This window comes from Pseudomonas sp. 9.3L (assembly GCF_058536285.1).
On record NZ_JBZUBK010000001.1, the window covers coordinates 3,265,546 to 3,285,408 of the forward strand.

At 58.4% G+C, this 19,863-nt stretch carries 33 protein-coding genes; 3 read left to right on the top strand and 30 right to left on the bottom strand.

Annotated features, from left to right (window positions below):
• Positions 1-3: 3 nt before the first annotated feature.
• The 30 genes from AC4LE2_RS15060 to AC4LE2_RS15205 form a co-directional block, all read right to left on the bottom strand.
• Entirely contained in the window at positions 4-435 is a 432-nt protein-coding gene (locus AC4LE2_RS15060; RefSeq protein ID WP_491826522.1) for a hypothetical protein, read from the bottom strand.
• Between the two features lie 50 nt (positions 436-485).
• The gene (locus tag AC4LE2_RS15065; RefSeq protein WP_491826523.1) at positions 486-1,865 is read right to left on the bottom strand and encodes a phage major capsid protein; all 1,380 of its coding nucleotides are present in this window, start codon (positions 1,863-1,865) and stop codon (positions 486-488) included.
• 11 nt (positions 1,866-1,876) lie between these two features.
• Positions 1,877-2,719, bottom strand: coding sequence for a head maturation protease, ClpP-related (locus tag AC4LE2_RS15070; protein WP_491826524.1), 843 nt, complete (start codon positions 2,717-2,719; stop codon positions 1,877-1,879).
• A 3-nt stretch (positions 2,720-2,722) separates the two neighbouring features.
• Positions 2,723-4,033 (bottom strand): phage portal protein, encoded by a 1,311-nt coding sequence (locus AC4LE2_RS15075; RefSeq protein ID WP_491826525.1) that lies wholly within the window; start codon positions 4,031-4,033, stop codon positions 2,723-2,725.
• Positions 4,026-4,190 carry a hypothetical protein gene (locus tag AC4LE2_RS15080; protein WP_491826526.1) on the bottom strand — a complete coding sequence of 55 codons (165 nt, stop codon included), beginning with the start codon at positions 4,188-4,190 and terminating at the stop codon, positions 4,026-4,028. The genes AC4LE2_RS15075 and AC4LE2_RS15080 overlap by 8 nt, the downstream gene beginning before the upstream one ends.
• Positions 4,187-5,920, bottom strand: coding sequence for a terminase large subunit (locus AC4LE2_RS15085; RefSeq protein ID WP_491826527.1), 1,734 nt, complete (start codon positions 5,918-5,920; stop codon positions 4,187-4,189). The genes AC4LE2_RS15080 and AC4LE2_RS15085 overlap by 4 nt, the downstream gene beginning before the upstream one ends.
• Complete coding sequence (locus tag AC4LE2_RS15090; protein ID WP_491826528.1) at positions 5,920-6,399, bottom strand: phage terminase small subunit P27 family; 480 nt, start codon at positions 6,397-6,399, stop codon at positions 5,920-5,922. The genes AC4LE2_RS15085 and AC4LE2_RS15090 overlap by 1 nt, the downstream gene beginning before the upstream one ends.
• Positions 6,400-6,618: 219 nt before the next feature.
• Positions 6,619-6,957, bottom strand: a complete 339-nt coding sequence (locus AC4LE2_RS15095; protein ID WP_491826529.1) for an HNH endonuclease — start codon at positions 6,955-6,957, stop codon at positions 6,619-6,621.
• Entirely contained in the window at positions 6,893-7,042 is a 150-nt protein-coding gene (locus AC4LE2_RS15100; RefSeq protein ID WP_491828199.1) for a hypothetical protein, read from the bottom strand. Before AC4LE2_RS15100 ends, AC4LE2_RS15095 begins: the two co-directional genes overlap by 65 nt.
• Before the next feature lie 35 nt (positions 7,043-7,077).
• Entirely contained in the window at positions 7,078-7,308 is a 231-nt protein-coding gene (locus tag AC4LE2_RS15105; RefSeq protein WP_491826530.1) for an Acb2/Tad1 domain-containing protein, read from the bottom strand.
• Positions 7,309-7,360: 52 nt separating this feature from the next.
• The gene (locus tag AC4LE2_RS15110) at positions 7,361-7,591 is read right to left on the bottom strand and encodes a hypothetical protein (protein WP_491826531.1); all 231 of its coding nucleotides are present in this window, start codon (positions 7,589-7,591) and stop codon (positions 7,361-7,363) included.
• Between the two features lie 14 nt (positions 7,592-7,605).
• Entirely contained in the window at positions 7,606-7,944 is a 339-nt protein-coding gene (locus AC4LE2_RS15115) for a hypothetical protein (RefSeq protein ID WP_491826532.1), read from the bottom strand.
• Entirely contained in the window at positions 7,944-8,315 is a 372-nt protein-coding gene (locus AC4LE2_RS15120; protein WP_491826533.1) for a chemotaxis protein, read from the bottom strand. Before AC4LE2_RS15120 ends, AC4LE2_RS15115 begins: the two co-directional genes overlap by 1 nt.
• A gap of 60 nt (positions 8,316-8,375) precedes the next feature.
• Positions 8,376-8,936, bottom strand: coding sequence for a hypothetical protein (locus AC4LE2_RS15125; RefSeq protein WP_491826534.1), 561 nt, complete (start codon positions 8,934-8,936; stop codon positions 8,376-8,378).
• A 163-nt stretch (positions 8,937-9,099) separates the two neighbouring features.
• Complete coding sequence (locus AC4LE2_RS15130) at positions 9,100-9,678, bottom strand: hypothetical protein (protein WP_491826535.1); 579 nt, start codon at positions 9,676-9,678, stop codon at positions 9,100-9,102.
• A gap of 11 nt (positions 9,679-9,689) precedes the next feature.
• Complete coding sequence (locus AC4LE2_RS15135) at positions 9,690-10,004, bottom strand: hypothetical protein (protein ID WP_491826536.1); 315 nt, start codon at positions 10,002-10,004, stop codon at positions 9,690-9,692.
• Positions 10,001-11,302: a tyrosine-type recombinase/integrase gene (locus tag AC4LE2_RS15140; protein WP_491826537.1), complete on the bottom strand. Its 1,302-nt coding sequence runs from the start codon at positions 11,300-11,302 to the stop codon at positions 10,001-10,003. The genes AC4LE2_RS15135 and AC4LE2_RS15140 overlap by 4 nt, the downstream gene beginning before the upstream one ends.
• A complete protein-coding gene (locus AC4LE2_RS15145; RefSeq protein ID WP_491826538.1) occupies positions 11,280-11,729 on the bottom strand; it encodes a VRR-NUC domain-containing protein in 450 nt (149 codons plus the stop codon). Before AC4LE2_RS15145 ends, AC4LE2_RS15140 begins: the two co-directional genes overlap by 23 nt.
• A gap of 38 nt (positions 11,730-11,767) precedes the next feature.
• The gene (locus AC4LE2_RS15150) at positions 11,768-12,934 is read right to left on the bottom strand and encodes a polysaccharide lyase family 7 protein (protein WP_491826539.1); all 1,167 of its coding nucleotides are present in this window, start codon (positions 12,932-12,934) and stop codon (positions 11,768-11,770) included.
• Positions 12,934-13,239: a nuclease domain-containing protein gene (locus tag AC4LE2_RS15155; protein ID WP_491826540.1), complete on the bottom strand. Its 306-nt coding sequence runs from the start codon at positions 13,237-13,239 to the stop codon at positions 12,934-12,936. The genes AC4LE2_RS15150 and AC4LE2_RS15155 overlap by 1 nt, the downstream gene beginning before the upstream one ends.
• Positions 13,230-13,499 (bottom strand): hypothetical protein, encoded by a 270-nt coding sequence (locus AC4LE2_RS15160; protein ID WP_491826541.1) that lies wholly within the window; start codon positions 13,497-13,499, stop codon positions 13,230-13,232. The genes AC4LE2_RS15155 and AC4LE2_RS15160 overlap by 10 nt, the downstream gene beginning before the upstream one ends.
• Positions 13,496-13,735, bottom strand: coding sequence for a nuclease domain-containing protein (locus AC4LE2_RS15165; RefSeq protein WP_491826542.1), 240 nt, complete (start codon positions 13,733-13,735; stop codon positions 13,496-13,498). The genes AC4LE2_RS15160 and AC4LE2_RS15165 overlap by 4 nt, the downstream gene beginning before the upstream one ends.
• Positions 13,735-14,151 (bottom strand): recombination protein NinB, encoded by a 417-nt coding sequence (locus tag AC4LE2_RS15170; RefSeq protein WP_491826543.1) that lies wholly within the window; start codon positions 14,149-14,151, stop codon positions 13,735-13,737. Before AC4LE2_RS15170 ends, AC4LE2_RS15165 begins: the two co-directional genes overlap by 1 nt.
• Entirely contained in the window at positions 14,148-14,627 is a 480-nt protein-coding gene (locus AC4LE2_RS15175) for an ead/Ea22-like family protein (protein ID WP_491826544.1), read from the bottom strand. The genes AC4LE2_RS15170 and AC4LE2_RS15175 overlap by 4 nt, the downstream gene beginning before the upstream one ends.
• Positions 14,624-14,818, bottom strand: coding sequence for a DUF1382 family protein (locus tag AC4LE2_RS15180; protein ID WP_491826545.1), 195 nt, complete (start codon positions 14,816-14,818; stop codon positions 14,624-14,626). The genes AC4LE2_RS15175 and AC4LE2_RS15180 overlap by 4 nt, the downstream gene beginning before the upstream one ends.
• On the bottom strand, positions 14,818-15,522 hold the full coding sequence (locus tag AC4LE2_RS15185) for a replication protein P (RefSeq protein WP_491826546.1): 705 nt from the start codon (positions 15,520-15,522) through the stop codon (positions 14,818-14,820). Before AC4LE2_RS15185 ends, AC4LE2_RS15180 begins: the two co-directional genes overlap by 1 nt.
• Complete coding sequence (locus tag AC4LE2_RS15190) at positions 15,519-16,268, bottom strand: DnaT-like ssDNA-binding domain-containing protein (protein ID WP_491826547.1); 750 nt, start codon at positions 16,266-16,268, stop codon at positions 15,519-15,521. Before AC4LE2_RS15190 ends, AC4LE2_RS15185 begins: the two co-directional genes overlap by 4 nt.
• Before the next feature lie 803 nt (positions 16,269-17,071).
• Positions 17,072-17,278 (bottom strand): hypothetical protein, encoded by a 207-nt coding sequence (locus tag AC4LE2_RS15195; protein ID WP_491826548.1) that lies wholly within the window; start codon positions 17,276-17,278, stop codon positions 17,072-17,074.
• Positions 17,279-17,297: 19 nt separating this feature from the next.
• Positions 17,298-17,498, bottom strand: a complete 201-nt coding sequence (locus AC4LE2_RS15200; RefSeq protein ID WP_491826549.1) for a hypothetical protein — start codon at positions 17,496-17,498, stop codon at positions 17,298-17,300.
• Positions 17,499-17,524: 26 nt separating this feature from the next.
• Entirely contained in the window at positions 17,525-17,704 is a 180-nt protein-coding gene (locus tag AC4LE2_RS15205; RefSeq protein WP_491826550.1) for a Cro/CI family transcriptional regulator, read from the bottom strand.
• 109 nt (positions 17,705-17,813) lie between these two features.
• Here AC4LE2_RS15205 and AC4LE2_RS15210 point away from each other — a divergent pair, with 109 nt between their 5' ends.
• The 3 genes from AC4LE2_RS15210 to AC4LE2_RS15220 all read left to right on the top strand — a co-directional run bounded on the left by AC4LE2_RS15210 (position 17,814) and on the right by AC4LE2_RS15220 (position 19,743).
• Positions 17,814-18,479, top strand: a complete 666-nt coding sequence (locus AC4LE2_RS15210) for a LexA family protein (RefSeq protein ID WP_491826551.1) — start codon at positions 17,814-17,816, stop codon at positions 18,477-18,479.
• Between the two features lie 296 nt (positions 18,480-18,775).
• Positions 18,776-19,351 (top strand): Panacea domain-containing protein, encoded by a 576-nt coding sequence (locus AC4LE2_RS15215; protein WP_491826552.1) that lies wholly within the window; start codon positions 18,776-18,778, stop codon positions 19,349-19,351.
• Positions 19,342-19,743: a hypothetical protein gene (locus tag AC4LE2_RS15220; protein WP_491826553.1), complete on the top strand. Its 402-nt coding sequence runs from the start codon at positions 19,342-19,344 to the stop codon at positions 19,741-19,743. Before AC4LE2_RS15215 ends, AC4LE2_RS15220 begins: the two co-directional genes overlap by 10 nt.
• Positions 19,744-19,863: the final 120 nt, after the last annotated feature.

Here is a 19,863-nt window from a genome sequence, read left to right on the forward strand (position 1 = left end):
CGCTTACTCCTGAATCTGCTGGGCCGATTCAGTCACCGGAGGCAGATTAACTTCCGCTACCGATGGCTCTGTAGCAGAAGTGAGAGCCACTGGCGGGTGCGACTCAACAACATCCAAGTTAACGGTCTGCAGCAGGCTGGCGAGCTCGGTTTCAGCTTCTTCTCGCTTGCCAATGAAGTCACCGACTTGCACGCCATGGGCGTCGGCGATGATCCATCGCTGTCCCTTCTTTACGATCTTCAGCGCAGAAGTCGTATTAGGGCCGTCAGCATGGTTCACTGCGGGAACATCCAGGTCACCCACGATCACGCACAAGTTGAGCTGTTCCAACTCCTTTGCGAGCCATACCGGGGCGGCATAGGGCTCGTTATCGACGTCACGAATCACGCCACGGTCCTCGTAGGCCCGCAGCGGCTTGATCAACTTATCTGACATTTCTCACCTCAATGGACGGCAGCCCCGCCCACTTCAAAGGTTTTAGGGAATTACGCAGCGACGGCGGCGAGCTTGCCGGTTACGAAAGCTTCGGTGCGATAAATGGCGAACGCCAGTCGCTCTTCAGCGCGCAGGGTGACCATGTTGTTCTCGAAATCTTTGTCGTTCTCGGTGGAGATCAGAACTTCAACTTCCATTCGGTCGAAGATCTGCGCACCCAGCTTGAAGGCGCCAACCAGAAAGTCGTTTTGCTTCATGGCTTGGGTTGCCACGACAGGGCGGTTCCACAAACGAGCAGCGGTGCCTTCCTGGGGCTGGCCGATCAGATAGCGGCCTTGGCTGTCTTTAATCAACTCGATCAGTGCCCAATCAGTTGGGTTGAGCACGATGCCGTCAGAAGGGAACTCAGCAAGCTCGGCTTGCAGGAGGGCCAAGCGAAGGCGATCGATGCGCTGTTCGCCGGTGACAGTCCAACCAGCTGGGGACACATACTGGTTTGCAACCGGGACCAGTCCTTGCAGGTTTGCACCTGCACCGCTGCCGTAGAGCAGCTGGGACTCTTCCGTCAGCAGCAGACCATAGCGCGCCCGAGCGTCGATGTAGCTTTGCAGCGCTTTTGCGTCGTCCAAAATTTGACGAGACGCCTTGAACAGGTGGGCGATGGTGCGGACCGACGCCGTGACCAGGGCAGTCGTGATTTCGGAATAAGGCTTGGCACCCCCTTCTGCGACGATTGCGGCGTTGTTGGTGAAGCCGGTCTCCCGGACGTACTCGAGCGAACCCGCCTCGGTTTGACCGGGTGCGACGAGATCACGAATCGTCGCCCGACGCATACCCGGCAGTGCAACAGTGTCCAAGCGCTCTGTAGCAGCCAGGCCGCCGGCGGATGTGGTAGTGATCGCGGCGCGCGGCACTGAGACGCGACGAGAGCCACGGAACGAAGAGTTGACGCCTTCCATCTGCTCGCTGGCGATAAATAGCTCGCCGGCGGACTTTGGCGCCTCATCCCGCTGCGTGTCGCGGTTGGCATTTACCAGCTTTTGCTCTGCTTCCAGCACGCGAGCCTGCAGCTCACCCTGTTTCATCAGCAGTTCGTCAACCTTAGCCGACGTTTCTTTGCTGAGACCCTCATGGCGATCAACGTTCTTCTGCGCCTGCTCGGCATGCGCCTTGAGTTGATCGCCAATATCCTTGAGGTTCGCTTGAGTCTGCTTGTACTGGGCCTCGATGTCCTCTTCACCGATCTTGCCCATCTGCGCATTCCAGGAGGTGTAGCTGGAGTTCCCGCGTTTCACCAGCATGGTCGAGAGAGCAACCAAGCAGACCGAGCCAATGATGGCCTGAGGCGTAACGCCAAACGTCAGCGGGATCATGGCAGTGATGGCCAACACTGCCATCAAAAATGCCGGGGACAAACGAAATTTCATCATGGAGTGAAGCCTCATGCAGGAATGGAGAAGGAGAGTTTGGGTAGGGGTGCAAGGTTGAACTCGACAGCGCGCGGCTTATCGGACGAGGTAGCAGGTTGCGTACCTCCGCCAGCAGCGCGCGGCGTGCTGGACTTGAAATTGGCGAAGAGCTCGCGCCGCTCGCTGCGGGCCATTCCTGCTTTGGCCAAGGCTACATCCATGGCCTTGAGCGCGTTGCTCTGCTGCGTTTGCTCGTCTTCGCGCTCGGTGATCTCGTCCGAGGACAGCAGGCCGGTTGCGAAACCGAGCTCTACTGCCCGCTTACCGCGGATGAAGGTCTCGTCGTCTAGCATCTCGGTGATATCGGCGACTGCCTGACCGCTGCCCTCCGCATAGAGGTCGGCCATCGCTGCATCGAACTCTTCCATGGTGTCCGCTGTATTGCGCAGGTCATGGCGGTTACCTACGGCGAGGGTCCAGCAGTTGTGAATCATTAGAAAGGCGCTGCTAGCGACCTCTCGCTTGGCGCCCGCCATGTAGATGACTGAGGCAGCGGAGGCAGCCAAGCCAAGCACCTTGGTCGTCACCGCTTGGCTGTGCTCGCGTAGACGGTTGTAGATGGCGAGCCCTTCGAACATGTCGCCACCTGGCGAGTTGATGTAGACGTCTACTGGCTTGTCGCCGATGGCCCGTAGGGCAGCGTCGATACGCGAGACGGTCACACCTTCTCCATACCAGTCCTGGCCGATCACTCCGTAGATGGTGATGGTGTCGTTACTCGACTCCACCGCTGCCTTGATGGCCGGATTCCATCTGTCGAGCGCACGCGGGCTCAGCTCGCAGTTGAAACTGCCAGCCTTGGATTTTGGTTGCATGATTTAGTCCTTCGAGTTTGCCGGCTGATCGAGCCAGTTCTGCAGAGCAGCCCTTGCGGCTTGCCCGTCGTCCCCCCGTCCGAGTTGGTCGATTGGGGAAAGGTTGGTTTGCACGGTGAGCACCGAGGCGTTACCACCCATCCTCGGGAGGTTCTCCTTCATCCGGCATTCGTCGCGCGTGTAGATACCGTTCTGCACCATCTGGGAGTACAGCGTGGCGCGTGCAGCGCTATCAGCGCGCATCAGTCCTTCAATGGAGAACTCCGGGTATATCTGCCGGCGCTGCGCAGGCGTCAGTAATTTTCGACTGATCGCTTCCTCTATGCGACGCATGTAGCTGCGCAGCGTAAAGGTCAAAAACCGCAGCAGCTTCTGCTCCAGTCCGGTACCCCAGTTCGAAGCTTTGTCGCTGTAACCGACCAGGGTCGGGTCTACCATGTAGAACCTGCAGATTTCCTCGGCGCTGTATTCCCGGGATTCCAGTAGCTGAGCATCGACGGGGTTGATACCAATCACTTTGGCACTGACGCCCTTTTCCAGAACGGGCGACTTGCCGGCGTTCATCGCACCACTGATACGCTGGACGTAATCTCGGAAGTCATCGCGTTGTTGCTTGTTCAGCAACTGATCCACCTCAAAGGCTACGGTCTGGTGCATGCCGTTCTTGAAGGTGGAGCTGGCCACGTCCTCAGCCGACATCGCCGCGCCAAAAACATCGGCACCATAAGCAATGGGTGACAGCCCGACCTGCCCATCCAGAGAGAACGCTGGTATGTGCATCATGTCGCGTCCGGCAATATCCCGTGGTTGGCCATTCTTTTCCCGGTACCGGTAAAGGAGCTCGCCGTTATCGGCTACGTCCAGCTCTACGCGGTTGGGGAGCAAGAATTCAAGCGCCACAATTCGGCCACTGATGCGGATGATCTCGACGAAGGCGTTACCTCGCAGCAACATTGAGGCAACCACGGCTTCCCAAAACTGTACCGCCGTCATACGGCTGTTGGGATTGGTGTTGAGTATCCAGTGTAGGTCGTTGTCGCCGGCTACTTCTCGACCGCCATCCGGCATTCGGCGATAAAGGCCTAGTGGCAGCGTGGCAATCGTCTCGGAAATCAGGCGCACGCAGGACCAGCAGGCGGCAAGTCGCATGGCCTTGTTGATGGTCACCGTCTTGCCATTGGCGGACGTGCTCCCAACTGTCTGCGCCCAGATCCCCGAAGCTCCGCCAGAGATTGATCGCCCCACCCAGTCGATGATCGAGGATCGTGGCGCCGTCACGGCACTGCTTAAAACAGATCGCAGAGACTTAGCCACTGGTCAGTCCCCTACGAATGAAGGCCGCAGCAACGAAGCACGATGATGCAGCGGCAAGTAGTGCCCAGCCGATGCCGAGCAGGATGTAAACGCCCGCCACAGCGAAGGCGAAGCCCAGCACTGCAATCAGCAAGTAGATAATCGACGCTGTGTTCATTCGAATATTGGGTCCCGGATTGAATCCATGAGTCGGTCCACACCGCCGTCGCCGATCGCGACTTTCGTCATCGCCCTACCGACTGCCATGATCAGCGCTACGGCGCCGTCTATCTTGTTGTCCTCGCCCTGCTTGATGGGGCGCACTACGTCGTCATTGCCGGGCAGGTGCTTGCCTATCACGTTGCCGATGCACCACGTCATTATTGGATTGCCGTCATGGTGAAACCGGCCTGACTCAATAGCCGCTTCCAATTCCTTCATGCCGTCGGACATGTTCGTGTAGTTCTGAGTGATGGTGATCGGGTTAAAGCCCTCATCATCCAGGCTATGGCTCAAGCCTGTTGCGCCGTGAGGGTCGATGGGGCTTTCGAGTATAGGGGCCAGCTTATTGGCCTCCTTCGTATCCTCGAGGATCTCGCGGTAATCCACTTCGGCGCCGTCGGTGGTCGACAAGTGACCGCTGTTCACCCATGCCTGGAAGCGCTCAGACATACGCTGATTATCAGGGTTGTGTACGGTGTCCTCTGGTACCCAGAATGCAGGGGCGACGCTGTAATAGTGGATCCGCCCATCGATCTCGCGCCAGAACAACCTGGCCCGCGAGTTCATATCAAGCTTTCTGGCCAAGTCGAACGCAGCAATACATTCCTGCCCTTCAAATTGCTCAAGGGTTAGGCTTCGGTCCTCGCATGCTTTCCAGCTTTCCATGTTGTAGAAGCCAGCCTTCGCACTCACCCACAAGTTCAAGTGCTTGGTCTTGAAGGTGTTGGTGAAGCGGGCGGAGCGCAGAGCCCTCGCCAGCTGGCTTTCTAGGTATTCTTGAAACACCGATACCCCCATGCAGGGGTTTGCCTTGGCCAGGTTTTTCGGATCGGTCCAATCGTCGCCTTCATCTAGGGTCCATATCCAAGCGAAAAGCTCATCATCCGGCACCGTGCCTTCGAGCATTTCCAATGACTGACGACGTTTGTCGTAGCACGGCCCCTCGATGTTGGCCCCGGCGGTGGTGATGATGAACATCAGCGGCTGCCGCCTGGCGCCCATACCGGTGAGCATGGTGTCGTATTGGGCCGCGCTATCGTGTTCGTGGAATTCGTCGATGATCGCGCAGGACGGCGAAGCGCCGTCACCCGGGTTGCCAATCAGGGGCTCGAAGCGGCTGCCATTGGATGGAATGTTCAGGTTTGAGGCGTTGACCTCAATACCGGCCGCCTCAATAAGCATTGGCGAGCGGCTGACCATCAGGCGCGCCGGCCGGAATACTTCCCACGCCTGCTTCTCGGTAGTAGCACCGGAATACACCTCGGCGCCGAACTCGTTGTCGGCGGTCAACATACTGATGCCCACACCGGCGGCGATCACCGACTTGCCGTTTTTGCGGGGAACCTCCCAGTAACTTTCACGGAAGCGCCGGTACCCGCCCTTCTTGCGCACCCATCCGAAGGTGCAGGCCAAGCCAAACAGCTGCCAGGGTTCGAGCGTGATCAACTGACGCTTAAAGGCCCACTCACCCTTCGTGTGCGGCAACAGCTGCATCAGCCGCAATTTCTTCTCGGCCTTGGCCGGGTCGAACTTGTAGGGGTAGCTCTTGGATCGGCTCTCGGCCACATCGTCGAAATGCCGCTCGATTGCCTGATGAATATAGCGACACGCGGGAAACTTGCCTTTGAGAACGGACCTTGCCCACACCATTGCCTTATCGACATTGGTGTACTTGGTCCGGGCCATCAGGTACTCAACAGGGCTGCAAATTCGTTGGTGGATTTTTGTTTGTTGCCGCCGATGATCCGCGTTCGGCTAGCCGGGTCCAGGCCCAGCATGGAGCCGAAGGTAACCATCTGGCGCATGGCTTCATTGGCAGCGGTCAGGGCAGGGTTTTTAACCGGCCCGCCTGATGCTCCTGCAACCACGATGCCGTGTTGCTGAACGGATTCCTGGGCCATCCGCCAGTTGTCATATGCAGTGCAAAAAGCCTCGACGTTATGCATGTCGGTCAGCGCTATGACGTGCTCGCGCAGCAGCTCTGGCACCAGCATTTTCCACATCATGACTGCGCGCTCGCCTAGCCAATCCGGCGGGTCGATGTTCGTGACAGTAGAAAACGAAGGCTCGGCCTTATTGAGCTTCCGCTTACCAGGATTACCGGCCAATTCCTTCTTGGCGGTGGGCTTCGGGGTACGGCCAGACCGCCCCTTCACACCTGCCATGGGAGCTCCGTTTAAACTTTATATTTCGCGGGTGTAAAAAAACGACGGGCGGGCGGTGTCCGAGGCCAAAAACCCCCAACTTTTGCCCCTCCCCCCTGCACCAGGTCGGTGCAGACCCGACGAACGGTCATTTTCGACGAAATCGCACTAAATCCGTGCATTTCCCGACCAGGTCCCGGCCTGCGCCAACCATTCGTCGCCACCGGCAGGGTTGCTCCGTCATCCTCGACCGGACGCTGACTCGCGTGCGGTCTTTGCCTTGTGGCAGTCGACGCAAAGGCTCTGCAAATTGGAAGGATGGTCGCTACCGCCCTGTGCTTTGCCGACGATATGGTCAATCTCAAGCTCTGAGGTAACACGCATGCATGTCTGGCAGGTGTATTTGTCTCGCTCCAAGACCTCATCTCGAATCCGGCGCCATGGACGCCCGCCTCGACCCGATCCAACGCGGGTGCCCCAGGCCTTGGCAAGGTGCGTATGTTCGTCGCAGTACTTAGGGTTTCGGGTCAATGCCCGACACCCTTGGGCAGCGCAAGGCTTGAGAGTTCTCGGCGGCATTGGCTTGATCCGAAGGCGGTAGTGGCAGGTGGGTAGTGATCAGGCCCTTGGCCTTGCGGTAAGCCAGGCGGGCGGCTTTTGTCATGCTGGCTCGGCGAGCAGCGCAGCCAGCGCAAGCCATCACTGGAATGGATCAGCGGGCTTCGCGATTGAGCGAACAAACCACATGAAGCCCTGCTGTAGGTTGGTCTTGGCCAACGCAAGGAGCCGCTGGTCGACGCCCTCGATCTGGCCAACCTGCTTGAACAGCTCACCCGCATCGGCCTCCAGCGCCTTGATCGAGTTCATGCCGTCGATTTCGGACTGGCTCAGATCGCGATAGCCAGTGATTTTCTTGTGTTGATTGTCCATACCTATCTCCTTTGCGCACCACGAAATGGGCGTATCTCGTTTTGTGGCGCGGTTAAGCGCCTGACCAGCCAAGCTGCTTCAGGTCGGCATTGATGCGATTGAGCTGAGACTGGAAGTGCATGCGCAAGGGCTCAAGCACAATCTTTACAACCTCTTCGGACTGATAGGTAGAGGAGATAGTGACCCCAATACCCTTTCCAGACGCAACGAGATCCACCAAGGATTGAATACGATCACGCTCATGGAATAGCTGCGTGGCCATGGCGATTTGTTTTTTGTTCATACGTCACCTCTGGGCTACTGGCTGGCTCTCTCCAGTACCTCGCCGGCCTTATCTGCCGCCTTGCTAGCTGTATCAGCCGCCTTGGATGCTGCCCCAGCTGCGGCTTCTACCTTGCCTGCCGCCTCTGTCGCGCTCTTGGCCAGCTTGTTGAGCCGCATATCGCGCTGGGTAGTTGCCTCGTCGTAGCCGCGGCGAACATCTGCCACCTGCTGGGTGTACCAGCTGGCTAGCGACCATTGGGCAGCCTGGAAGCCAAGCACAGCCCCACCCGCCACCAGAAGCGTGGCAATCACCCAGATTTCAAATCGACGCCACCAGCGCCGGGCAATAAATTCCATTGCGCACCGTTCCATCAGGCTGCTCCCCCGAGTTGGGACCGCAGGCGGGAAAGCTCCGCACTCTGGCTGGTCACCTTTTCTGTGAGTTGTGCGACCTGGCCGGTAAGGGCCTCAATCTTGCCCTCCATCCGGCCTACTGCGGCGGCAAGTTCGTTTCGCTCTTTTGCAAACTGATCAGCGCGGGCATCAGACGCCAACCGTGCTGTCCGTTCTGAGTCGAGCAATTCATTCAAGCGGCGGACAGTACCGATATCGGCGTTGTCCATGGCACGCTCGGTTGCATCCTTGGCCAGAAACTTCCTTAGCCACAGGAAGGCGCCAAGCAGTACGGTCCCAGTGCCGCCTAGCCAGGTAGCGGTGCCTGGGCCAAGGTCAGTTGGGTCCATCGCTTGCTCCAGAAACGAAAAAGCCCGACTCAATGGCCAGGCTATGGGCTGCAAAAAGCGTTAGAAAACGTTCATCTCAAACGGTGTCATCTGTGCTTTAAGCTGGTTGAAGTAGAAAGCTTTGATAAAGGGCTTTTGCTGTGCCTGTTCCCAGAGGTGAACAGCATTGCTATGAGCAGCCTTTGGTGTTTCCAACTTTGGTTGAATGGTTCTCATCGTGGCATAAGTCGCGCAAAGCATGGCAGTCAAATGCGCTTGATCCTTGGCCGCAGCAACAAACCTAGCGTTTGAGACCTTTCCGGTATTACCTACATCGAGAAACACATCAATCTTGGCCCCGTCACGCTCCAGCTCTTGATGAACGACTGCACCCTCTTTCATTGCGTTAGGATTGCCCAGTCGGGTAGATCGGCAACCCTCTTCCTCTTGAGTGTATTTCTGCAATCCTGCTTGAAGCTTCTTTGGCGTGAGGTCTAAGCCAGGTTGAGCCGCTGGCTGCTTGGCGGGGCTCGCATCGTCGAAGTCTTCCGGTAGCAGGTATTCGAAGTCTTCAGCCTTCTTGGCCGCGTCGGCGTACGTAGGTAGCAGAACTAGGCTCAGCAACAGCAGGCGGATAATCATTTCCTTGATCCCTAGGCTCATTTAAACCGTGAGGCTACCAAAGGAACGTTCGGCACATCAAAACGAAAAAGCCCAGCTCAATGGCCGGGCTCTATGTGGTCAGTCCTCTACACACGCAAGAATGACAGGATGGGTAAATAATCGGCCATCCGGCCACGTGATGTCAAGCGGCCATTTGTAACGTTAGCCCTTCATACTCCAAGAACTTTCCCGCTTCGGCCAGTGCCTCGCTCACCATGGTATTCAAGGCGTCCTCGACCCCCTTCTTCCAACGGCGTCGAGTGCGCTCAGGACGTGCCTCACGGTCCCAACGGTTCACGTCATAGAACTCGGCTGGCAGCACGATCATGTCGGAGGACCGCTTACCATCGGCACCCTTCAGCTTCGGTACGGCCCAGGCTGTGACCGCGCTGACCACAAATAGCCTTGGCGCATGGGAGGCAATCAGCGGGTGCAAGCGCCCAATGGACTGCACCTTCCTGACTCGGTGGGTGCTGTACTTGGCAACAAGGGCATCCCAGTGCCTGGGCTTGAGCTGGCTATGCAGCCGCGCAAATACCCAACAGTCGGCATCCATGCGCGTCAGCGAGCCTGACTCAACCGATCGGGATAGCGTGGCCAGGTCGTGGCCATCGTCATGGCCAGGCTGGTACAGCTTCTGCCAGGCCTGCTTGCTGGTGTTGTCGATGGCCTCGGCGGCCAGTGCGGATACAACCGCGCTCAAAACGCTGGAGTAAATCATTGTGCTCTCCCTCAATCCCCGGTGTAGTTCGTGCCGCCGGCGCCGCGGCGGTTGTTCTGTTCGTACTGCTGGTGAGCTCCGCCCATAGGGTGATTAGCCCTGGCGATCTCGGCCAATGCATCGCGCAGCCTTCGGTTCAGCTCGAGCACGATCTCGGCCGGCGGGAGCGGTTGGCCGGTATCGGCGGAAAGCCAGCCTGTTGCATTGCAGTTGGTGCAGTCCATCTGGTGGAACACACCGGCGACAAGCCCGGTACCGCGGCAGCAACTGCACTCGAAGAGCGAGGTGCGAGCGCGTCGAAAGGCGGGGCCATGCTGCTTTTTCATGCTTTTGAAACCTCGCCATTAACAATGTTGGAATGTGCCTCGCAGCCCGCGCCGTTCGTGGCTTGCGCAGGGTTTTGCGAATCTTCGGATCTAACACCCGTCCACCCGTGAACAGGTGCAAAGCCACGCTCATCTAACCAGCCATGCCACTTCTCCAACGCGATGCGCCGCTGCACCGTGGCCTGGGTGTTGATGTAGGTGCTGGCGATCTTGCCCAACGAGTGGTTAAGCAGCATCTCGCCGATGTGCCCATCGATGCCCAGGTCCGTCCAGGCGGTACGGGCAACCTTGCGCAGGTCGTGGCTAGTCCACTGGCCCTGGCCTAGGCGGACGAACACGGCGCTAGCCTGGCTCTCGCTCAGGGCCTGACCACGGCGATTGGGGAACAGGTAGATGCCGTCATAGCCTTCAGCGAGCTGAGCAGTGCGATATCGGCGCAGCAGTGCCTGGACCTGCTCCGTCAGTGGTAGCCGGTGCTCGGTCCGGGTCTTGGTGTGCTCGGCGGGGATGAACCACTCACCCTCGGCCAGCGCCATGTCGGGCCAGCGCGCCTGGCGGGTCTCCCCTACGCGGGTGCCGTGGCAGAGCATCATCAGCGCCAGCATCGCGGGTGCCGGGTCGTTACCGAACAGGCCGGCCAGCAGCGGCATCAGGTCGGTCAGTTGGCCACCGCGTAACCGGGCGCTCTTGGGCATCACGCGGGCCTGGGTGAAGTCGGCGAATTTCATTCCGGACATGGGGTTGCTGCGAATCAGGTCCAGCTTATGGGCCTGGCGGAACGCCATGGACAGCAGGCGGTACAGTTGCTGCACGTACGAAAGGGACAGCGCCTCCTGGGCGGGCCACATCAGCAGCTTGTCCAGGCTTTGGGCGCTCACGTCCCGTAGGGGAAGTTCCACCAGGCGAGGTTTGAGGTGGCAGGCGATCGCCGACTTAGCCCCGGCCTTGCGCTTGGCCGACAGCGAGCGGTCCCGCGCCATACGCTCGGCAAACCAGTCCAGCAGATCCCCCACCGTGCCCCAGGCCTCAACCGCCACGCTCGCGTTGGGCTTGAGCACGATGCGCTGTCGCAGCTCAGGCAGCACCGACAGCACGGCGCCGGTCTTGAGGTCAGGGTAACCCGCTATGCGCCGCCAACTACGGTTCACGACCAGGTACCAAGATCCACGACCGCGGCCCTGCGTGTAGCGGAAATACAGGCCCGGGTGCCGAGGATCACGAAGGGATGCCACGGACCTGTCGACAGCCTGCCTCCGGATCTCGGCGTCGGAAAAGTTAACGGCTAGGGTGCGACTCATGCCATGGCCCTCCTATCGCTCTCGTCGGGGGCAGCAGCAGGTAGCTCCGGATCGTTTCGAGCGCGTCGATATGCCCCCGGCATACCACCGCCAAGTAGCCCTGCGCGTTCAGCTTGTTGATGCTGGCCTGCTGGTTGACCGAAACCTCCGCGTCAAACGGCGGCTTGGCTTTAAATTCGATGTAAAGCCCGAAGTAACCACCACGGGCCATAGGTAGGACCAAGTCCGGTATTCCGGCCTTTACGCCCTGGGCTTTGAGCTTGGCGGCCACGGCTTTTACACGGTGGCCGCCATTGGGCACGTGGAAGATCAACTCGGCGGCAGCCGGAAACCGCAATGCCAGCTCGCGCAGCAAGGCGGCTTGCTCCAGCCCTTCCCGGTCTACCGGCTTGGCTCGCTGCACGCGTGGTTTGAAGGGCCTGAGCACTGCTGCTGAGGCACCCTGTGGTTTCCGGCTGCCACTGATCACGCCACCAGCCTCCGAACGTCGTCGATCAGGTGGCGCAGGGGTTCGGCCGTTGTTTCGGGGATCTGGTCCAGCAGGTCTTCCATCTCGCTCAGCTTGGCCTTGATGCCCTCCCCGTCGTTGGCAGGTTCTGGTGTGGTGGGTTCTGGCTCGGAAGGCGCCGTGGTTACTTCCGGCACCTCGGGCTCAGCCGGGGTCGGGGGCTCGACAGGCTTACGGATCGCCTCACGGACCTCGACGATCTGCGTGTAGAGGTCGCTCCGCTCTCTGCTCTTGGCGAACTTCGTGTCGGCCTCGACCTTCAGGGCTTGGATTGTGGCCAGGGCTTCGGCCACTGGCAGCGTGCCTGCCCTTACTTTCGCCAGGACTTCAGCCACAGCGAGGGCCAGGTCGGCCAATGCGCGTTCGCCAGGGGTCGTCGGCTGGGCCGGCGTAGGCGCTGGCAACTCCGCGACTTTGGCGGGGCCGTGGTAAACCTTCAACGCACGGAACGTAGCGCGGCCAGTGCCCACACCGCCCACCTTCTCTTGGCTATAGATACCAGCCTTGAAGTACCAGGTGTCGTTCTTGTACGACGCCATATCGAACTGGTAGCCGTCGGCGGGTAGGGTTTCGTTGACTACCTGTTTGCCGTTGATGAAGAACTTCGCCTTGCCGTCCCGGCTGAGCTCGAAGCGGTAGGTGAAGAACTGGCCCAGGGTGTAGCCCTTAAGCAATGCGGGCTTGTCTTCGTCACCGTCGAGCTTGCGGCGCAGCTGGGCATAGATGGTGTCGCCGGTGATCTGGATTTTCAAAGGCGGGTGGTTCGTCTCGCCATGGATCTGGCCGATGATTGCCTTCTTCGACTTGGGCAGTTCCTGCACAGCGAGATCCGCATCCAGGCTGTGCAGCTCGGCGCTGGCGATCTTCCAGTTGGCTTCCTTGTCGTCACCATTGGTCAGCGTCTCGCGCAGCTCTGAACGTGGGTAGGTGCTGTTCTTGGTGGACTTGATGTTCACGCCGTTAGAGGGGGCAATGAAGGTCAGCGCCCCATCACCCTGCCGGATGAAGAACGGGTCTTGGTAACCAGAGTTCAGCACCTTGGTCGGGATGACCGTGGCGCCTGCAGGAATTGTGAGGTTGAAGCATGAAAGGTCGATCAAGGGCAGGTCCTCTTTGGGTCTCATTAGGCGGCCACGCCCTGGACCCGCAATAGGCCCTCGCGTAACCAGGTGGATTGGGTTTCAGCAACGGCGCGGATCACGTCCTGCCAGTCGATTTCGATACGGCGCCGGCCATCCAAGGCATCGTGGCAGTCGCTACAGGCGAAGCACGCGATCTGGTGAGGGCCTTTCATGCCCATGCCCTTCTGCCCGCAAGGGACGTGGGCCAGGACGGTGGTTTCAGGGTTGTAGTTGCACACGCCGAAGATGCGAAGGGTGCAGTCTCGGCCGCGAGCGCTGTTGCGGAGCTTCTGAGAGATCACGCGCATGGCTCGATCTCCCGGACTTTATGCTGCTCGGGGGCGAAGTCGCCGCGCAGTGGGATCAAATTTCTATGCTTGTATCCAACGTTTGCGCCCTGATAAATAACTTCCACAACCTCCATTTTTGTCGTGTAGATTTTCCCGCCTACGTCGATCCGGCTGCCACACGGAATAATCTCTCCGATTTCAACGCAGGCCATTTCAGGTACGGGCCCAACTGATTTGAGCGTCAGCGCCAGACCACCAGGCTTGAATTGATGGCTCATGAGCAGCGCCCTCCCCGGTTTTGGCGGATCGCTGCCAGAGCAGCCCGGCCCACTTCCGGCGTACTGACCGAGACCTCGGCAGGAAGCGCCAGCGGCACCTTGCGCATGCCCTTCTGACCGCACGGGACGTGGGCGAGGACGGTGGTTTCAGGGTTGCGGTTGCACACGCCATAGATGCGAAGGGTGCATTCTCGGCCGCGAGCGCTGTCGCGGAGCTTCTTGCTGACAACACGCATCAGTACCGCCCTCCCCAATGATCTTTTGCCGTCCAGCGCACCTGGTGCTCGCCACCGAAGGCCTCGATCCAGTCCAGCAGCTCGCCGCACTGCTTCACGGTCAGCTTGCTGGTTCGCTCGTACACAACGTCAAAGCCGTGGCCGTCGAGTGCTGGGATCATCTGTGGGCGCTCGCCCGTCTCACGCAGCCAGGCGGCGGTGAGCAGGCGCTTCCAGATCAGCACGTCCCACTTCTTGCCGGCGTGCTCTACCTGGGCGGCGATATCGGTGAGCCTGGCGTGCAGCAGCTTGTTCTGCTCCGCACTGCGGTCCAGGTCTTTGATGACGATCTTCTTGGGCTTGTCGAAGTTGGTACCGTGCAGGATGCCCAGCAGGCGGCTGGTGTCCTGGGCGTTGCGCATGATGATCTCTGTCATGACGCCACCCCCAGCACTGCGCGCAGCTTCTCGATGTCCTCGTACAGTTCGTCAGTGGTATCCCTGCCGTTTACCTGGTCACGGTAGGTCGCGGCCAGGTCGCCCTCTACAACGGACTGAGCAGCGGTGATGGTGCCGCGCAGGGCTTCGTTCTCGGCCCTGAGCTGGTCGCGCTCGGCGCTAATTCTTCCTAACCGGACCGACAGGCCATGCACTTCGGCGCTGGCCCAGTGGAGACTTTCCCTCAGCCGCTCGTTCTCGGCTATCAACTTCAAAATGGCGGCAGGATTGGCGGCGGCGATGAACTTGAGATTCTCGGAATGCTCTTTTTCATGACATAGATCGCTACCATCAAAAGTTTCCATTAGGTGTCTGGTGTATCCATCTTCATGCCAATACAACTCATCCTGTACGGTAGACCAAGGCCCAGGCGTTGCAGCCTCAGCCAGCCGCTTCAGTTCGCTGTAATCACTCATGCTGCACCCTCCTCAGCGTCGGCCCTGGCGATCAGCGCATCCAGCCGCGTTAACGAAAGCTCAACCAGTTGGTCGTGGTCCGCATCGTCCATGACAGGTATGCAGACGAACCGGACGCCGTGCTTGGCCATGGTGGAAGCCATTTCCAAAGCAGCTCGGGTTTCAGGGGGTGTTGCTAAACGAACGGCCATCACGAAGCCCTCCGCCTGCCGAATTTCGCCATCAGCAGCTCACGCGCTTTGGTGCCGTCTGCCGGTATGCCTTGCTGGCTGATCCGTGCCTGGGTCTCGCGCTCGGCCTGCTCGTTCGCCAGCTCAAGTGCGCTTTTCTGGCTGTCGTGGCCAATGCCGGTGAGGATCTTGCCGTCGAGCGGCTGGCCCGCCTGGGCGCGGCGCAGGACGATGGTGTAGTTATGATCGAAGCGCTGGCGCAGGCCCTTGTCGTCCTGCTTGGCGCTGCGCAGATCAAATAGGCCGGTGGCCACCGCAGCGATCTTCACGCCTTCGTGGCTGTAGGTGCCCATCAGGGCCTCCATCCAGGCATCCGCCGGAGCTGGCATGCCGAAGTCCTCAGGGCCAGGCACGCACATGGCAATGAACTCGCCCACACTCGGCGCGAAAGGCTTCGAGAGCTTGCGGCACTTCTGGATACCGAACTCGATTTGCTCGAGCGTGCGGATGCCCTCGTCGGCAAACTCTTTGATCCACTCCTCCTTGGCAGCGGCCAGGGCCTCGGTGGAGGGCCACGCCTGGCGCCAGGCCGGGAAGATGCCCCGCAAGCGGCGGAACAGGTCGTTCACGACCTCAGCGGTTTCCAGGGAGACGACAACAGGGCCGCCGTGCAGCTCTGGGGGCTGGTTGGTCATGGTGGCCATGACCTGGCTCGCTCGCTTCATGGGCGCACCACCAGGTTGTTAGCCCATTCGGTGCTGTCGAAGTCAGGCTCACTGCTCTGGCGCGAAGGGAATGGCTTCACGTTCGAGGCAGCGGCGCGGTTGCGGTCGTTGAGCACCCACTTAACCAGCATCTGCACCCACTCGGCCTGGGTGTTCACCTGTCCACGGGGCTCGTAGTGGGCAGTGAAGGCGCGGCGGGCTTCATCGGTGAACAGGTTCAGCGCTACGCCCGAGTGGAGTGCGTAGGTTTTCAACAGCTTGTGATCAGGTTGCCAGTCCAGGGTCATTTCGCTGGGCATGCGAGGGTCGACAGACTCACGCGCAGAGAGAGGTTCTTTATTCTTCTCTACATCTTCTTTAGGTAACGCATCGCTAACGGTCGGAGCGTTACCTTTGGCGTTAGCGTTCTTGTGATTTGCTACGCGCTTTGCCGTTAGAAGCCTGTTTTTGGCGGTCCTGCCGTTATGGCGGTCGAAGTGAGGCAGGCTGATCAGCGCACCCTCCTCTACCATCCAGCCCACTGACTTCATGTAATCGCAGAAGCCGGTAACGCCTACCAAACGGTCGAGTAACTTTTTACTAACGCTCGGAGCGTTACCATTCTCGGTCTGTTGGTCGAACCAGCCCCACACGCGCATCAGCTTGCCGACTACTGCATCGGGGTCAATACCTGCCAAGTCTGCGATCTGGCAAACCTCGGGCTTGTCCATCGTGGTGAGTTCGAATTTGATCCAGTCGCCAGCCATTACGCGACCCCCTTGAGTGCTGTGTCTTGAGTGAACAGGACGTCCTGGGCCAGATACCGCCTTCTGAGTGAGCGAGCTACACGCGGATCCGTTTGTATTTCGGCATAGGCGCATGCGTGTTCGTGTTTACGGGCGCGCCATGCCTGGTGTGCTGACTCGGCACTATCAAACATCCCAAGGTGGTCGTACTTCCCAGTTGATGGATTGCGGCAGCGTGCGGAGAAGCGACCGCCTGGCGCTTTGGTAACCCCAGTGGGTAATCCTTCACGGGGCAAGGCTGTGTTGGTATGGAAATTATTAAGCTGCGGAGAAATGAACGCGCATGTTTCAGCGGAATAGAACTTGTTCCCTGCGAGCAAGATGTCCTTGTCCAGATGCTTGCCAGCATGGTCTTGCCCGGACATCCACTCACTGAAAGCGGACAGAGACAACCAATCCGGATGAACTGAACATCCGATGTACGTTGGATAGCGCCTCTGGAACTTTTCGCTGTAGCACCGCTCGAGCATGTCTGCCCAAGCTACATAAAATGGGCATATCCAGAGTCGCTTCTGGCGACCATTTACTCTTGTGTAGGTGTATACGGGGCCAACCGCATCATTCCGACCCATTCCGCGAACAAGTCGTGATTTACCTGCCGCCACGTTTTCGTGGCTCCCATTTTGTGGAGCGGGCGGGTTGAGGGCCTGTACAGCTTGGGCTTGGTTGTGCATAATCGGTCCCACTAGTTGATGTTGAAGAAGCCGGGTCACTACCCCGGCTTTTTTTTGCCTAGGATTTGGCAGAGGGCCTCTGCCCTACCCTCAAGAGTCCCTCTGAGAGGGGCTATTTCGGGCCACCAGTTGAAGGACCTTGGCCTTCTTCCTTCCAACCTCGGAAAGCGCACCGCTGGCAATCGCGCCTTCCATCATCGCGTTGATGGCCTGGCTGAAAGACCAGCCGTTAGCAGCCATCAACTCCTCGACTCTTTGCCGCGTTTTAGGCGGCAGCTTCGCGAGTTCAACGCTCATTCGGGCCTCCAAAAGGCCTCTAGCCTGCGATATCGTCTTGTTTGTCCTGCATGAGCTCCTCGATCACACCGTTGGCTACTGCCCACTCGATGATTTCGTAGAGGTAGGTCGCGTGTTGCATACGGGTCTTGCTGGCTGCGCGGCGAAGGATTCGGTCCAGTACTGGCTCGAAACGGACCTTCACCGGAATGGCGCGCTTCTGACTGGGGTCTAGGTACATCAGGGGTGCTCCTCTGGGTTGGTGGGTTAGGCGGCGGACTTAGGCTGCGCAGCCTTGAGCCGGCCCTTAGTGAGAACCTGGATCTGGTACTGCCGGGACTCAGGCACGTACTCACCCCACTGGGTTACAGCGCTAGGGTTGATGGCTAGAGCAGTGGCGAGCTTCTTTTTCGAGCCGAAGAAAGCGGCGGCATCAGTGGTTTTCATAGGTTCGCTCCTTTGGCGATGGTTATATTTAAGCATGCTGAATATTCAACTTCAACAGCGAGCCGAGCCAAAGGCCATACTTAATTTCAGTTCGCTTAATATTCAGCGCATGACCAGACCCGAACGCATCGCATCAGCGATCAAGCACAGCAAGAAGCTCAAGAAGGACATTGCACGTCAGTGCGGTGTCTCGCCTTCTGCCGTTACCCAGTGGGTAACCGGTGATAGCAAGAGCATGAAGCCAGAGAACCTTTTCGCATTGGCAGAGGCTACTGGCGTGAGTGCCGAATGGTTGGCTAATGGCACTGGAAGCATGGTCCCCGAGACGATCGGAGCACACGCCAACGTAGAGCCTGCCTTCCGCCCAGCCAAGAAGGCTGCCCCCTATCCGGTGATTAGCTGGATTGCCGCTGGTGTACGCGCTCAATCGCCCGAGCAATACGTACCTGGCTCAGGCCTGGCGTTCGAATCCGACCAAAACGCAGGCGAGTACGGGTACTGGCTTGAGGTAAAGGGTGGCTCGATGACGTCCACCACTAGCCCCTCGTTTCTGCCAGGCACCTACGTCTTGGTGCAGCCTGAAGGCTTCGACTTGGTGAGCGGCAAGTACTACATTGCTCAGCACCGGGACGGTGAGACCACGTTCAAGCAATATGTCTACGATGCAGGTCGGGAGTACCTAGTACCGCTAAATTCGGCGTTCGAGACGATCAAAATGGACGACGACTGGGATGTGATTGGGCGGGTGATCGACTTAAAGGTTACCGGGCTTTGATCAAAGCCAAGCGTTTTAGCCGCGAAAATCAGCCTAACGTTGGCGCCGATGGAGCCGATATAGGAAGTGGGATTGAAATTGCCTATAGGCCCCTTACATAACATTTGAACACCACGCGTTCCGGATATGTCCTACGCTGTGGTTGCGCGCCACGCTTCGTCTATCAGCGATTTCGTGGCGCGGAATTCAGTTGACAGGGTTGGTGGACTCTATATGATCCCGCCCCGAACGTTGGCCCTAAGAGGTTGGCCCACGCACGGTATTCCAATGATTGGGAATACGATAGGAGGTGAATCATGGCGTTCAACGAACGCAAGGTTGCGCAAATGGCGACCTTTTTTCTCCAAAGGAATGGCGGAATCTTGTCAATTCTCAAATTGACGAAGCTTCTCTACTTGGCAGATCGCCGCGCCCTCAATGAGTTTGATGAGCCAATTTCGGGCGATCGAATGGTTTCGATGCCTCACGGTCCGGTGCTGTCTAGGACTTTGGAGCTCATGAACGGTGCTGGCTGTTCAATTGAAGGCGGCTGGGATAGCGTTGTGGATGATCGCGCTGGGCGCATGCTTAGTCTAAAAAACCAGCATCAACCCGGCTATCAGCCCGATTTTGAGGCGTTGAGTGATGCCGAGATTGATGTCCTTACCGCTGTACAGGATCAATACGGCGCTATGGAAGGTTGGACGCTTCGAAACCTGACGCACGATGAGTGCTCAGAGTGGAAGGACCCGGACGGCTCATCGCGGCCGATCGATTATAAGGACGTATTCATTGCATTGGGCCGCACGCCTGAGCAAGCACGGCAAGCGCAGCAGGATTTGGACAGTCGTCATAGCATGGATTTGCTGTTTTCGAGGATCAGATGTTCATAGTGACAAGGCGAGCAACGGTCCTGGTGCCATCAGGAACAGTAGAACAGCCCGATCTCAAGCATCTCTTCATACTGCTTAACGACCCCATAAACCAAGAAAAGCTTGTTCTGATGGTCAGCATATCTACCATCAGGGATGGTAAATTCTACGATCCAACATGCCTGCTTGGTGTTGGAGATCATCCATTCCTCAAGCGCCCTAGCTTCGTTCATTATTCAAAAGCTCAGATTGAGTCAATGCGAACCCTTGAGGAAGGCGTGAAGCAGCGTTTGTTAGTCCCTAAGGAGCCAATGGAAGGGGCGGTATTCGCGAGAATTTGTGAAGGCGTCCTAAATTCTCGGCACACCCCCAGAGAAATCAAGACGTTCTTTGACCCTATATGGCGAAATTGAAGACCGGACCCGCCTCGGCGGGTTTTCTTTTGACCAAAATCAGCTAAACCATTGCTTTGCTTGCTATATGGATCCTCCTCCAATACTGTATATTTAACCAGTAATTGCCTTACGGAGGCT

Excerpts from the sequence above, each read along its gene's own strand:
- AC4LE2_RS15060 (WP_491826522.1), bottom strand. The coding sequence starts at position 435 with ATGTCAGATAAGTTGATCAAGCCGCTGCGGGCCTACGAGGACCGTGGC.
- AC4LE2_RS15065 (WP_491826523.1), bottom strand. The coding sequence starts at position 1,865 with ATGATGAAATTTCGTTTGTCCCCGGCATTTTTGATGGCAGTGTTGGCC.
- AC4LE2_RS15070 (WP_491826524.1), bottom strand. The coding sequence starts at position 2,719 with ATGCAACCAAAATCCAAGGCTGGCAGTTTCAACTGCGAGCTGAGCCCG.
- AC4LE2_RS15080 (WP_491826526.1), bottom strand. The coding sequence starts at position 4,190 with ATGAACACAGCGTCGATTATCTACTTGCTGATTGCAGTGCTGGGCTTC.
- AC4LE2_RS15085 (WP_491826527.1), bottom strand. The coding sequence starts at position 5,920 with ATGGCCCGGACCAAGTACACCAATGTCGATAAGGCAATGGTGTGGGCA.
- AC4LE2_RS15090 (WP_491826528.1), bottom strand. The coding sequence starts at position 6,399 with ATGGCAGGTGTGAAGGGGCGGTCTGGCCGTACCCCGAAGCCCACCGCC.
- AC4LE2_RS15095 (WP_491826529.1), bottom strand. The coding sequence starts at position 6,957 with ATGCCGCCGAGAACTCTCAAGCCTTGCGCTGCCCAAGGGTGTCGGGCA.
- AC4LE2_RS15100 (WP_491828199.1), bottom strand. The coding sequence starts at position 7,042 with ATGACAAAAGCCGCCCGCCTGGCTTACCGCAAGGCCAAGGGCCTGATC.
- AC4LE2_RS15105 (WP_491826530.1), bottom strand. The coding sequence starts at position 7,308 with ATGGACAATCAACACAAGAAAATCACTGGCTATCGCGATCTGAGCCAG.
- AC4LE2_RS15110 (WP_491826531.1), bottom strand. The coding sequence starts at position 7,591 with ATGAACAAAAAACAAATCGCCATGGCCACGCAGCTATTCCATGAGCGT.
- AC4LE2_RS15115 (WP_491826532.1), bottom strand. The coding sequence starts at position 7,944 with ATGGAACGGTGCGCAATGGAATTTATTGCCCGGCGCTGGTGGCGTCGA.
- AC4LE2_RS15120 (WP_491826533.1), bottom strand. The coding sequence starts at position 8,315 with ATGGACCCAACTGACCTTGGCCCAGGCACCGCTACCTGGCTAGGCGGC.
- AC4LE2_RS15125 (WP_491826534.1), bottom strand. The coding sequence starts at position 8,936 with ATGATTATCCGCCTGCTGTTGCTGAGCCTAGTTCTGCTACCTACGTAC.
- AC4LE2_RS15130 (WP_491826535.1), bottom strand. The coding sequence starts at position 9,678 with ATGATTTACTCCAGCGTTTTGAGCGCGGTTGTATCCGCACTGGCCGCC.
- AC4LE2_RS15135 (WP_491826536.1), bottom strand. The coding sequence starts at position 10,004 with ATGAAAAAGCAGCATGGCCCCGCCTTTCGACGCGCTCGCACCTCGCTC.
- AC4LE2_RS15140 (WP_491826537.1), bottom strand. The coding sequence starts at position 11,302 with ATGAGTCGCACCCTAGCCGTTAACTTTTCCGACGCCGAGATCCGGAGG.
- AC4LE2_RS15150 (WP_491826539.1), bottom strand. The coding sequence starts at position 12,934 with ATGAGACCCAAAGAGGACCTGCCCTTGATCGACCTTTCATGCTTCAAC.
- AC4LE2_RS15155 (WP_491826540.1), bottom strand. The coding sequence starts at position 13,239 with ATGCGCGTGATCTCTCAGAAGCTCCGCAACAGCGCTCGCGGCCGAGAC.
- AC4LE2_RS15160 (WP_491826541.1), bottom strand. The coding sequence starts at position 13,499 with ATGAGCCATCAATTCAAGCCTGGTGGTCTGGCGCTGACGCTCAAATCA.
- AC4LE2_RS15165 (WP_491826542.1), bottom strand. The coding sequence starts at position 13,735 with ATGCGTGTTGTCAGCAAGAAGCTCCGCGACAGCGCTCGCGGCCGAGAA.
- AC4LE2_RS15170 (WP_491826543.1), bottom strand. The coding sequence starts at position 14,151 with ATGACAGAGATCATCATGCGCAACGCCCAGGACACCAGCCGCCTGCTG.
- AC4LE2_RS15175 (WP_491826544.1), bottom strand. The coding sequence starts at position 14,627 with ATGAGTGATTACAGCGAACTGAAGCGGCTGGCTGAGGCTGCAACGCCT.
- AC4LE2_RS15180 (WP_491826545.1), bottom strand. The coding sequence starts at position 14,818 with ATGGCCGTTCGTTTAGCAACACCCCCTGAAACCCGAGCTGCTTTGGAA.
- AC4LE2_RS15185 (WP_491826546.1), bottom strand. The coding sequence starts at position 15,522 with ATGAAGCGAGCGAGCCAGGTCATGGCCACCATGACCAACCAGCCCCCA.
- AC4LE2_RS15190 (WP_491826547.1), bottom strand. The coding sequence starts at position 16,268 with ATGGCTGGCGACTGGATCAAATTCGAACTCACCACGATGGACAAGCCC.
- AC4LE2_RS15195 (WP_491826548.1), bottom strand. The coding sequence starts at position 17,278 with ATGAGCGTTGAACTCGCGAAGCTGCCGCCTAAAACGCGGCAAAGAGTC.
- AC4LE2_RS15200 (WP_491826549.1), bottom strand. The coding sequence starts at position 17,498 with ATGTACCTAGACCCCAGTCAGAAGCGCGCCATTCCGGTGAAGGTCCGT.
- AC4LE2_RS15205 (WP_491826550.1), bottom strand. The coding sequence starts at position 17,704 with ATGAAAACCACTGATGCCGCCGCTTTCTTCGGCTCGAAAAAGAAGCTC.
- AC4LE2_RS15210 (WP_491826551.1), top strand. The coding sequence starts at position 17,814 with ATGACCAGACCCGAACGCATCGCATCAGCGATCAAGCACAGCAAGAAG.
- AC4LE2_RS15215 (WP_491826552.1), top strand. The coding sequence starts at position 18,776 with ATGGCGTTCAACGAACGCAAGGTTGCGCAAATGGCGACCTTTTTTCTC.
- AC4LE2_RS15220 (WP_491826553.1), top strand. The coding sequence starts at position 19,342 with ATGTTCATAGTGACAAGGCGAGCAACGGTCCTGGTGCCATCAGGAACA.